The sequence below is a fragment of the Micromonospora acroterricola genome, from assembly GCF_003172955.1.
GTDB lineage: Bacteria > Actinomycetota > Actinomycetes > Mycobacteriales > Micromonosporaceae > Micromonospora > Micromonospora acroterricola.
The window spans coordinates 1-11,178 of the sequence record NZ_QGKR01000106.1 but is presented as its reverse complement, the minus strand read 5'-3'; the positions used below and the strand labels follow the sequence as shown (position 1 = coordinate 11,178).

General features: G+C 73.7%; 9 protein-coding genes. 3 read left to right on the top strand and 6 right to left on the bottom strand.

What is annotated here, in order from left to right; all coding sequences use genetic code 11:
- From DKT68_RS03330 to glnA, 4 genes are all read right to left on the bottom strand, one after another.
- A partial coding sequence (locus DKT68_RS03330) for a VOC family protein (protein WP_109815960.1) occupies positions 1 to 364 on the bottom strand: 364 nt, incomplete at its 3' end.
- Between the two features lie 168 nt (positions 365 to 532).
- Positions 533 to 1,225, bottom strand: coding sequence for a helix-turn-helix transcriptional regulator (locus tag DKT68_RS03325; protein WP_109815959.1), 693 nt, complete (start codon positions 1,223 to 1,225; stop codon positions 533 to 535).
- A 60-nt stretch (positions 1,226 to 1,285) separates the two neighbouring features.
- Positions 1,286 to 1,711: a DUF350 domain-containing protein gene (locus tag DKT68_RS03320; RefSeq protein WP_109815958.1), complete on the bottom strand. Its 426-nt coding sequence runs from the start codon at positions 1,709 to 1,711 to the stop codon at positions 1,286 to 1,288.
- Positions 1,712 to 1,799: 88 nt separating this feature from the next.
- Positions 1,800 to 3,149 carry a type I glutamate--ammonia ligase gene (gene glnA, locus DKT68_RS03315; protein ID WP_088949504.1) on the bottom strand — a complete coding sequence of 450 codons (1,350 nt, stop codon included), beginning with the start codon at positions 3,147 to 3,149 and terminating at the stop codon, positions 1,800 to 1,802.
- Between the two features lie 251 nt (positions 3,150 to 3,400).
- Here glnA and DKT68_RS03310 point away from each other — a divergent pair, with 251 nt between their 5' ends.
- The 3 genes from DKT68_RS03310 (at position 3,401) to DKT68_RS03295 (ending at position 8,052) form a co-directional block, all read left to right on the top strand.
- Entirely contained in the window at positions 3,401 to 5,158 is a 1,758-nt protein-coding gene (locus tag DKT68_RS03310) for an NAD+ synthase (RefSeq protein ID WP_109815957.1), read from the top strand.
- A gap of 371 nt (positions 5,159 to 5,529) precedes the next feature.
- On the top strand, positions 5,530 to 6,375 hold the full coding sequence (gene panB, locus DKT68_RS03300; RefSeq protein WP_109815955.1) for a 3-methyl-2-oxobutanoate hydroxymethyltransferase: 846 nt from the start codon (positions 5,530 to 5,532) through the stop codon (positions 6,373 to 6,375).
- A gap of 426 nt (positions 6,376 to 6,801) precedes the next feature.
- Entirely contained in the window at positions 6,802 to 8,052 is a 1,251-nt protein-coding gene (locus DKT68_RS03295; RefSeq protein ID WP_109815954.1) for an HNH endonuclease signature motif containing protein, read from the top strand.
- Between the two features lie 369 nt (positions 8,053 to 8,421).
- On the opposite strand, the gene npdG is transcribed toward DKT68_RS03295, so the two are convergent.
- Together npdG and DKT68_RS03285 are read right to left on the bottom strand one after the other, a co-directional pair.
- Positions 8,422 to 9,120 (bottom strand): NADPH-dependent F420 reductase, encoded by a 699-nt coding sequence (gene npdG / locus DKT68_RS03290; RefSeq protein ID WP_109815953.1) that lies wholly within the window; start codon positions 9,118 to 9,120, stop codon positions 8,422 to 8,424.
- 407 nt (positions 9,121 to 9,527) lie between these two features.
- Entirely contained in the window at positions 9,528 to 10,958 is a 1,431-nt protein-coding gene (locus DKT68_RS03285; protein ID WP_109815952.1) for an RNB domain-containing ribonuclease, read from the bottom strand.
- Positions 10,959 to 11,178 lie beyond the last annotated feature (220 nt).

Below are 11,178 nucleotides of genomic sequence, written 5' to 3'. Positions count from 1 at the left end.
GTGGGGGCGTGAACACGCCGAGGTGGTTGCCGGCCGGGTCGAGCAGGTGGGCGAGGGTGAGCCCGCTCGGCGCCGTCCGGACCGGCACCAGCACCTTGCCGCCGGCCGCTTCGGCTCGCCGGCAGGTCTCCGCCACGTCGGCGACCTCGGCGTAGAACACGGCGTAGTTCGGCGACGTCCCGTCGGTCGCCCGGATCGCCCCGCCGATCCCGGTGTCGCCACCGGCGCCGGTCACGCGGTACGACCCGCCGTTGGTGGAGCCCTGCTCCTCGAAGGTCCACCCGAACAGCTCGCCGTAGAAGCGCTCCGCCTCCTCCGGTCGGTCCGTGCCGATCTCGAACCAGGTGATGGGCGTCGTGGACATCTGCTGCCTCCAGTTTCGTGCCAGCCGTTCGGCCGTCGTCAGGAGCAGTTTCGGGGGCGTCCGCGACACCGTCCTGTCGGTGTTTCCGCATCACCCGACGGGGTCCGCACCGCCCAGGGCGGTGCCGACACTCCCCGGCTCGGCGACCGCCGCGCCCCACCGTCGGTCTCAGACCAGGCTCAGCCGGCGGACCCGATCGTGCGGGATGTCGAGATCCGCCGGCCGTAGCTCCCGGGCCACCAGCTCGGGCAGCGCCCGGACGCCCCGGATCCGGTCGGTGCGGAAGCACCGCAGCTCGTCGCGCAGCCGGCACCAGGCGAGCATATACCAGTGCCGGGCGTTGCCGAGGTAGCCGAGCGGCTCGACGTCACGTGCCGACTCGGCGCCGGCGCGGTCCGCGTACCGGATGCGCAGCACCCGCCGCGCGGTGACCGCGTCGGCGACGACGGCCGGGACGGGCGTTGCCGGCCCGTCGCCGATCAGGTGCACCCGGCCGGCGAGCCGGTGCGCCTCGGCCGCGTCGGCGGCCGGCAGCACCGCCATGAGCTTGCGCAGCGCGGTGGCGCCCGGCCCGGCGAACGGCGTGCCGGCGAGTCGGTGCAGCGCGACGGCCATCGCCACCGCCTCGGCGGCGGTGAGGTTGACCGGGGGCAGGGTGCGGGCGCGGTCCAGCACGTAGCCGCCGGTGCGCCCGGGCTCCGCCCAGATCGGCACGCCGGACTCCTGCAACGCGCCGATGTCGCGCTCGATGGTGCGGCTGCTCACCTCGAAGCGGGCAGCCAGCCAGCGGGCGCTGCGCGGCCGCGGCGACATCGCCCGCAGCTCCTCGACCAGGGCGTAGAGGCGGTCCGTGCGGTTCATGCCCGGCACGCTACGGCCGGGGTACGACGCCCGTCGCGTGCCGACGACGCAGGGCCCGGCTCAGGCGATGCAGGCGCAGACGATCAGCGCCGCGCCGAAGTGGGTGGCGGCGCTGACCCGGGCCGCCGGGTGCGGCTCGGCCGAGCAGATGACCTCGCCGAGCTTGCCGGGGGTGAGCAGGTCGAGCACCACGAAGGCCAGCGCCATGATGGCCAACCCGACCAGCCCGAACACCACGGTGGAGGCGAGCCCCTTGCCGAAGTCGCTGTAGCTGGTCAGGATCGCGGTGAAGACGATCCCGGCGATGCCCAGCTGGTTGGCGGCGAGCAGCAGCCCCGCGTTGGTGTTGCGGTCAACCCAGATCAGCTCCCGCAACCGACCGGGAGTGAGCAGGTCGACCAGGCCGAACCCGGCCGCCATCAGCCCGACGCCGACGACCCCGAACACGACGCTCTGCCAGGCACCGCTGAGCAGATCCTCCAGCACCGACTGCCTCCCGACTCTCCGCCCGGATGGGGTACCGGCGCGGTGATCGAGACGATAGCGGCAGCGCGCAAGCGCGTCAGCCCCGCAACTACAGCGCCAGGTAACGCTGCCGCTCGTACGGGGTGACCTCGCGGCGGTACTGCTCCCACTCGGCCCGCTTGTTGCGCAGGAAGAAGTCGAAGACGTGCTCGCCCAGCACCTCGGCCACCAGTTCGGACCCGGCCATCACGTCGATCGCCTCGGCGAGGTTCTCCGGCAGCGCCTCGTACCCCATCGCGCGCCGCTCGGCGCTGGTCAGCGACCAGACGTCGTCCTCGGCGCCCGGCGGCAGCTCGTAGCCCTCCTCGATGCCCTTCAGGCCGGCGCCGAGCAGCACCGCGAAGGCGAGGTAGGGGTTGGCCGCCGAGTCCGGCGAGCGGACCTCGACCCGGGCCGAGTTGGGCTTGCCGTACGCGGGCACCCGGACCAGCGCGGACCGGTTCAGGTGACCCCAGCAGACGTACGCGGGGCTCTCGGTGATCCGGTCCGGCAGCGCCTGCGGGAAGAGCCGCTTGTACGAGTTGACCCACTGGTTGGTGACCGCCGTGTACTCCCGTGCGTGCACCAGCAGGCCGGCGATGAACGACTTCGCCACCTTGGAGAGCTTCATCGGGTCGCCGCTGTCGTGGAAGGCGTTGCGCTCCCCCTCGAACAGCGACAGGTGAGTGTGCATGCCACTGCCCGGCTGGTCGGTGAACGGCTTCGGCATGAAGCTGGCCTGCACTCCCGTGGAGAGGGCCACCTCCTTGACCACGTGCCGGAAGGTCATGATGTTGTCGGCGGTGGTGAGCGCGTCGGCGTAGCGCAGGTCGATCTCCTGCTGGCCGGGCGCGACCTCGTGGTGGCTGAACTCCACCGAGATGCCGATCCGCTCCAACGCCAGCACACCCTGCCGGCGGAAGTCCCGGGCGACCGCGTGCGTGGTGTGCTCGAAGTAGCCGCCGGTGTCCACCGGGGTGGGCACCGAGCCGTCCTGCGGGCCGTTCTCCAGCAGGAAGAACTCGATCTCGGGGTGGGTGTAGAAGGTGAAGCCCTTCTCGGCGGCCTTGGACAGCGCCCGGCGCAGCACGTGCCGGGGGTCGGCCCAGGACGGCCCGCCGTCGGGCAACAGGATGTCGCAGAACATCCGGGCGCTCTCGCCGCTGACCCCGCCCTCGAAGGGGAAGACCTGGAAGGTGGTCGGGTCGGGCATGGCCACCATGTCCGATTCGAAGACCCGGGCGAAGCCCTCGATCGCCGAGCCGTCGAAGCCGATGCCCTCCTCGAAGGCCGCCTCCAGCTCGGCAGGCGCCACCGAGACGCTCTTGAGCGTGCCCAGCACGTCCGTGAACCACAGCCGGACGAACCGGATGTCCCGCTCTTCCAGCGTACGGAGGACGAACTCCTGCTGACGGTCCACTTCCCCAACCCCTCGCGACACTCTTGTCCGCCTTGGTCGGGCTGCACCCGACCTGACCGCCCAGTGTTCCCGGGCCCGGTTACGCAGACGTTACGCGAACCGCCGCCGCCCGTCCCGTCGTGTCCCGCCGCGCGGACGGTGCCGCAGCGTGGCGCTGCCGTCTCGCCGGACCGGGGTGCCGCCGCAGCGCGTGGCCGTCGTCTCGGCGGAGGCCGCGGGCCACCCGGACGGCGCTGGGGCAAGATGAGGACATGCCCACCCTGCGTCTCGCCCTGTCCCAGGTGAACCCGAGCGTCGGCGACCTCGCCGGCAACGCCGACCTGGTCCGCAGCTGGACACGCCAGGCCGCCGACGCCGGCGCCCAGCTCGTGCTCTTCCCGGAGATGATGCTGACCGGGTACCCGGTCGAGGATCTGGTCTTCCGTCGATCCTTCGTCGCCGCGTCCCGGGCCGCCCTGGAGCGGCTCGCCGCCGACCTCGCCGCGGACGGCCTCGGCGAGCTGCCGGTCGTGGTCGGCTACCTGGACGCCGACGGCCCGCCTCAGGTCAGCGGGGACGCCGAGCCGGGCCGGGGTGCCCGCAACGCCGCCGCGCTGCTGCACCGAGGGGCCGTGGCGGCCCGCTACTTCAAGCACCACCTGCCCAACTACGGCGTCTTCGACGAGGACCGCTACTTCATCCCGGGCGACACGTTGACGGTGGTGCGGATCGGCGGGGTGGACGTCGCGCTGACCATCTGCGAGGACCTGTGGCAGGCCGGCGGCCCGTTCGCCGCCGCCCGGCAGGCCGGGGTCGGCCTGGTGGTCAATATCAACGGCTCGCCGTACGAGCTGAACAAGGACGACATCCGACTGCCGCTGGTCCGCCGCCGGGCCGCCGAGGCCGGCGCCGTCATCGCGTACGTCAACATGATCGGCGGCCAGGACGAGCTGGTCTTCGAGGGCGACTCGATGATCGTGGCCGCCGACGGCGAGCTGCTCACCCGGGCCCCGCAGTTCGTCGAGCACCTGCTCGTGCACGACCTCGAGCTGCCGGCCGCCACCGCGTCGCCCGCCCCGGAGGCCGTCGCGGACGGCATGCGGGTGGCGCACAGCACGGTGGACGGCATCCCACCCACGCGGTCCGGCCCGCCCGCGAACGGCGGGCTGATCGAGCCGGTGGCCGACGAGGCCGAGGTGTGGCAGGCGCTGGTGCTCGGCCTGCGCGACTACGTCAACAAGAACCGGTTCCCGTCGGTCGTGCTCGGCCTCTCCGGCGGCATCGACTCGGCCGTGGTGGCCGCCCTGGCCGTCGACGCGCTGGGCGCGGACCGCGTGGTCGGGGTGTCGCTGCCCAGCCAGCACTCCTCCGAGCACTCCCGGGAGGACGCCGCCGACCTCGCCAAGCGCACCGGGCTCGACTACCGCGTCGAGCCGATCCAGCCGATGGTGGACGGCTTCCTCGCCAACCTGTCGCTCTCCGGGGTGGCGGTGGAGAACCTCCAGGCCCGCGTACGCGGTGTGATCCTCATGGCGCTGTCGAACCAGGAGGGCCACCTGGTGCTGACCACCGGCAACAAGAGCGAGCTGGCGGTCGGCTACTCCACCCTGTACGGCGACTCGGTGGGCGGCTTCAACCCGATCAAGGACGTCTGGAAGACGCTGGTCTGGCGGTTGGCGAAGTGGCGCAACGCGGACGCGGGCCGTCGGGGCGAGACCGCCCCGATCCCGGAGAACTCGATCGGCAAGCCACCGAGCGCCGAGCTGAGCCCCGGCCAGCTCGACAGCGACACCCTGCCCGACTACGACGTGCTGGACCCGATCCTGATCGGCTACGTCGACGGCGACCTAGGCCGGGACGGGCTGGTCGAGTCGGGCCACGACCCGGCGGTGGTGGACAAGGTGCTGCGGCTGGTGGATACCGCCGAGTACAAGCGACGGCAGTCGGCGCCGGGCACGAAGATCTCGATGAAGGCGTTCGGCCGGGACCGCCGACTCCCGATCACCAACCGCTGGCGCGAGCACGGCTGAACCGGCGGCCGGGCCGGTGGCCTGGTCCGGTGCCCGGCCGGCGGCCTGGTCCGGGTGCTCGGCCGGCAGCCTGGTCCGGGTGCTCGGCCGGCAGCCTGGTCCGGGTGCTCGGCCGGCAGCCTGGTCCGGGTGCTCGGCCGGCAGCCTGGTCCGGGTGCTCGGCCGGCAGCCTGGTCCGGGTGCTCGGCCGGCGGCCCGGTCCGGGTGCTCGGCCGGCGGCCTGGTCGGGCAGGGTGCGCTGGTGGCCCGTCCGGCGTGCGCCGCCGTGGAGTGACATCTTGCACTGCGCCCTGCCGTCACCCCGTCCGACGGTGCGACGATCGCCAGGGAACCCGGGGACCGCGCAGGCGGCCTCGAGGAAGGAGACAGTCATGGTGGAGTCCACTCCGAACGAGGTGACCGCGCTGTACGGCGGGCCGGCCACCCGACGGGTCCGCACGCGGGACCTGATCGCCGCCAAGGAGCGCGGCGAACGGTGGCCGATGCTCACCTCGTACGACCAGTACACCGCGGCGATCTTCGACCAGGCCGGAGTGCCGGTGCTGCTGGTCGGTGACTCGGCCGCGAACAACGTGTTCGGCTACGAGACCACCCTGCCGGTCACCGCCGACGAGCTGCTCCCGCTGGTGCGGGCCGTGGTTCGGGCGACCCGGCAGGCGCTGATCGTCGGCGACCTGCCGTTCGGCTCGTACGAGGAGGGCCCGACCCAGGCGCTGCGCACCGCCGTACGGTTCATGAAGGAGGGTGGCTGCCACGCGGTGAAGCTGGAGGGTGGCCGTCGCTGTGCCGCGCAGATCGCCGCGATCGTCGGCGCCGGCATTCCGGTGATGGCGCACATCGGCTTCACGCCGCAGAGCGAGCACACGCTGGGCGGCTACCGGGTGCAGGGCCGGGGCGACGCGGCCGACGAGGTGCTGGCCGACGCACGGGCGGTGGCCGAGGCGGGCGCGTTCGCGGTGGTGCTGGAGATGGTGCCGGGTGAGGTGGCCAAGCAGGTCACCCACGAGCTGTCAATCCCGACGGTGGGCATCGGGGCCGGCCCGGCCACCGACGCGCAGGTGCTCGTCTGGCAGGACATGGCCGGCCTGCGTACCGGCCGGGCGCCACGCTTCGTGAAGCGGTACGCGGACCTGGCCGGCGCCCTCACCGACGCCACCCGCCGATTCGCCGACGAGGTCCGTGGCGGCGACTTCCCGGCAGCCGAGCACACCTTCTAGGACTGCCTGTAGCCAGGGCAGGCAACGGCCAGGGCAGGCAACGGCCAGGGCAGCCAACGGCCGGGGCAGTCAACGGCGCGGGCAGCGACGGCCAGGCAGGCAACGGCCAGGGCAGCCCAACGGCCGGGGCAGTCAACGGCGCGGGCAGCGACGGCCAGGCAGGCAACGGCCAGGGCGTCCGACGGCCGGGGCAGCCGACGGCGCGGGGCCGGCCGGCGGGGCGCTTCCGCCCGCTGGGCGGCCCCCGCTCCTGAGCTGCGACCCCGCGAAGCGGCAGCTGCGGCCACCCAGCGGACCGGCGGGCCAGCGGACCAGCCCGCCAGCCGGCGAGCCAGCGACCAGCGACCAGCGACCAGCGACCAGCGACCAGCGAGCCAATCGATCATGATGACTAAAACTGTCGTACATGTGTTCTAGTCTCTGGTTGTGGTCGAGGAGTTGACGCAGGCGGAGGACGCGGTGGCGGCGTGCCTGGACGCGGCCACCTGGGCCGCTGCCGAGCATGACCTCATCGCGGCGCTCGACGCCGCGCACCGCCTTGAGCAACGCCTCGCTGCGGTGAAGGTGGCCCTGGTGCGCGAGCTGGACGGCCGCGGCGCGGCCGTCGCCCACGGCGCGTCCTCGACGGCGGTCTGGCTGCGCGACCGGCTGCGGCTCACCGTCCCGGCTGCCCGCCGGCTGGTCGACCTCGCCGCCGCGCTGGACGCCAGCGCCCCGGGGGTAGGCCGTGCGCTGGCCGACGGGGACATCAGCCTGGACCAGGCCCGGGTCATCTCCGACACGGTCAGCACCGTGCACGCCGCCGCCGGCGCCGAGGCTGCGGACAAGGCCGTCGACGTGCTGGTCGAGTGGGCGGGGCAGTTCGATCCCGCTCTGCTCCGCAGGCTGGGCACGCGGATCCTCGACCACGTCGCGCCGGAGGTCGCCGAGGCCGCCGCCCAGGCCGCGTTGGAGGCCGAAGCCCACCGGGCCGCCCGCGACCGTCACGTCACGCTGTCCGAGCTGCACGACGGTCGCCTCCGGCTGACCGGCAGCCTGGACGCCGAGGCGGCCGGCCTGCTACGCGCCGCGATCGAGCCGTTGACGGCACCGTCGGGCCCGGACGATCCGCGTACCCCCGGGCAACGCCGACACGACGCGCTCGCCGACCTCTGCCGGCTCACCCTGCGCACCGGCGAGCTACCCGAGCATGGTGGCGAACCCGCCCAGATCGTCGTCACCACCAGTTATGACGGCCTGCTCCGGCAGCTCGACGCAGGCACCCTGGACACCGGCGTCCGACTCACCCCGGCGGCTGTCCGCCGGCTCGCCTGCGACGCGGCCATCCTGCCCGCCGTCCTCGGCGGCGCCGGGCAACTGCTCGACGTGGGCAGGCAACGTCGGCTGGTCACCGGCCCCCTGCGGCGCGCCCTGGTTCTGCGCGACCGTGGCTGCGCCTTCCCGGGCTGTGACCGCCCGCCCCGCTGGTGCGACGCCCACCACATCCGACACTGGGCGGACGGCGGCGGCACGAGCCTGGACAACGCCGTGCTGCTCTGCCCCCACCACCACAGGCACGTCCACGGTGGCGACTGGGCCGTCCGCCTGGGCGGCGACGGTCACCCGGAGTTCGTCCCGCCGGCCTGGCTCGATCCCGATCAGCTCCCTCGCCGCAACCAGTACCACCGGCGAACGTGAGCGACCGTCGAACAACGCTCGCACCGTCGCCCACCGACGAGTCGGCAGCACCCCTTCGAATGCCACCGAACCATAAAATCGTCCGGGTCGACCGGCTGCGCCGGGCCACCCGCAACGGCCTCACCGAGGAGCTGCGGGGCGTCTCTTCATCCGGCGGTGCGCCAACCAGGTCCTCCGTGCTCAGCGGCCACCGAGACAGCGGCCGAGCAGGCTCGGGTGCCGACGAGGCACAGCCGCCGATCGAGCTCAGGGCGGGCCTCGCGCGGCTCAGCGGGTCACGAGACGCAACGGGTGACGAGACGCGGCCGAAGAAGAGACGCGGCCAGTGACGAGACGCGGCCGAAGAAGAGACGCGGCCGCAGACGCCACTCAGAGGTCGGTGACGCGGATGCCGGCGTGGGCCTTGTAGCGCTTGTTGATCGCGATCAGGTTGGCGGTGAACGCCTCGATCTGGTGGGCGTTGCGCAGCCGGCCGGCGTAGATGCCGCGCATCCCGGGGATCCGGGCGGCGAGCGCGCCGACCACGTCGACCAGCTCGCGGTCCTCGGTGCAGATCAGCACGTCCAGGTCGATCCGGTCGACCTCGGGGTCGGCCAGCAGCGGGGCGCTGACGTGGTTGAACGCCGCGCAGACCCGGGAGTCGGGCAGCAACGTGGCGGCCTGCTGCACGGCGCTGCCCTCGGCGACGGTCAGCGCGTACGGGCCCTGCTTGTCGAAGCCGAGCGGGTTGACGCAGTCCACGACGATCGTGCCGGCGAGCGGCTCGGCGAGGGCGGCGACGGTGGCGGCGTGCCCGTCCCACGGCACCGCGATGATGACCACGTCGCTGCGCCGGGCGACCTCGTCGTTGGTGGCGCCGGTGATGCTGACGTCGGCCGGCATCCGGGGCAGGGCGGCGATCTCGCGGGCCGACTCTCCGGCCCGCTCCGCGGACCGGGAGCCGATCAGCACCGTCTGCCCGGCGCGGGCGAACCGGTAGGCGAGGCCCCGCCCCTGGTCGCCGGTGCCCCCGATGATGCCGACCGTCAGCCCGGACACGTCGGGCAGCGTGCTCGCGTCGTATGCCATGGACTCATCCTCGCAAACCACCCTGGCCGGCAGCAGCGCCCGGCGCTGTGACAATCTTCGCTGCGCAGCGCCAGGGCAGCCCGGACAGGGACCACGCGAGCAGGCCGCCCAGGCAGTCCAGCAGGCCAGGGCAGGCAGGCCAGCAGTCCAGGCAGGCAGGCCAAGGGCCAGGCAGGCCAGGCAGGCAGGCAGGCAGGCAGGCAGTCCAGCAGGCCAGGCAGGCAGGCCAAGGGCCAGGCAGACCAGGCAGGTTAGACAGGCCAGGCAGGCCAGCAGACCAGGCAGTCAAGGCAGTCAAGGCAGCCCACGCAAGGACCTCGCGAGCAACCTCAGCACGCCAGTCCGCACGACAACTCTGCGAGCAGGCCCACCAGGCCAGCCCACGCCAGGACCCGCGAGCAGGCCGCTCAGGCCAGCTCGAACAGCACCGTGCGGGTCGCCGGGTCGGCGGTGACGAGCCGGACCCGGACCCGTTCGCCGAGCGGCAGTTCGCCGAGGCAGCGGGCGCGTACCGGCGGGGCGTCGAGGGCCACCGTTCCGCCGGGCGGGCGGGGGCGGGAGCGGCCGTTGGGCGAGGCGTCCACGTCCAGCACCGCCGCGTCGAAGGTCTCCCCCACCCGGTGTGCCAGCAGCACCGCCTCGGTCAGCTCGACGGCGCCCCGGCTGGCCGCCGAGGCGGTCCGGTCGGTCGTGCCCATCACCTCAGGCAGTCGGGGCAGCGCGGCGCGCGCCCAGTCGGGCACCGGCCGGCCCGCGTGCAGGGCCAGGCAGACCTCCGTGGCGTACCGGTCGGCCAGGCGCCGCAGCGGCGCCGTGACGTGGGCGTACGCGGCGGCCACGCCACCGTGCTCCGGCTGCTCGGGCAGCGTCCCGTCGAACGCGGTGTACGCCGCGCCGCGCATCAGCTCGGCGGCCTGGTCGATGAACGCGGCGGCCCGCGGTTGCGCGGGGTCCAGCCCGGCGATCACCTCGCCCGGGGCCACGCCGTCCGGCCAGTGCACGCCCAGCGGCGCGGCGGCGGCCCGCAGTCGCTGCACCGCCTCCGGTTTGGGCGACGGCATCGTGCGCAGCAGGCCGATCCGGCCGGCCAGCATGATGTCGGCGGCCGCCATGCCGGTGAGCAGCGAGATCTGCGCGTTGTGCTCCTCCATGGGCACCGGGCCGCGCAGCACCAGCCGCCAGCCGTCGCCGTCGGGCTCCACGTCCTGCTCGGGCAGCGGCAGGTTGATGGCGCCGCGACGCAGGCCCCGGGCGGTGAGCCGGTCGCCGATCTCGGGCAGCAGGGCGATCGGGTCGGGCAGCCGCCCGGCGTCGGCCGCCGCCTGCACCCCGGAGTAGTCGAGTTTGGCCCGGCTGCGGACCAGGGCGCGTTCCAACTCGACGGCGACGGTGCCGCCGTCGGCGTCCAGGTCGATGGTCCAGACCACCGCGGCCCGGTCGTCGTCGGGCAGCAGGCTGGCCGCGCCCTCGCTGAGCGTCAGCGGGTGCAGCGGCACGCTGCCGTCGGGCAGGTAGACGGTCTGCCCCCGCCGCCAGGTCTCCGCCTCCAGCGCGCCACCCGGGCCGACGTGCGCGGCGACGTCCGCGATCGCGTACCGCACGCGGTAGCCGCCACCCGGGCGACGGGCGAGGTGCATCGCCTGGTCCAGGTCCCGGGAGGTGGCGGGGTCGACCGTGACGAACGGGACGTCGGTGCGGTCGACGGGCGGCCGCGGTGGCGCGGCGGCCGCCTCGTCGGCCTCCTTCTGGGCGGCGGCCGGGAAACCCTCGGGCAGGCCCAGCTCACGGCGCAGGGCACCGAAGTCGATGCGGGGCGCGAGTACGCGTCGGATGACCACGGCTCAATCCTGACAGCGCCGCCGGTGATCCGCTTCCGGTGACCGGCCGAGATCTCCGACCGGCGCGTCGCACCGGGCCAGCCTGCGATCAGCCCGACCGGCACGCCAACCCGCGATCAGCCCGACCAGCACACCAACCCGCGATCAGCCCGACCAGCACGCCGGACAGGGGTGATGTGCGATCAGCCGGTCGCCTTGCGGGCGGTGGGCCGGGTGCCGC

Excerpts from the sequence above, each read along its gene's own strand:
- DKT68_RS03310 (WP_109815957.1), top strand. The coding sequence starts at position 3,401 with ATGCCCACCCTGCGTCTCGCCCTGTCCCAGGTGAACCCGAGCGTCGGC.
- DKT68_RS03325 (WP_109815959.1), bottom strand. The coding sequence starts at position 1,225 with ATGAACCGCACGGACCGCCTCTACGCCCTGGTCGAGGAGCTGCGGGCG.
- panB (WP_109815955.1), top strand. The coding sequence starts at position 5,530 with ATGGTGGAGTCCACTCCGAACGAGGTGACCGCGCTGTACGGCGGGCCG.
- npdG (WP_109815953.1), bottom strand. The coding sequence starts at position 9,120 with ATGGCATACGACGCGAGCACGCTGCCCGACGTGTCCGGGCTGACGGTC.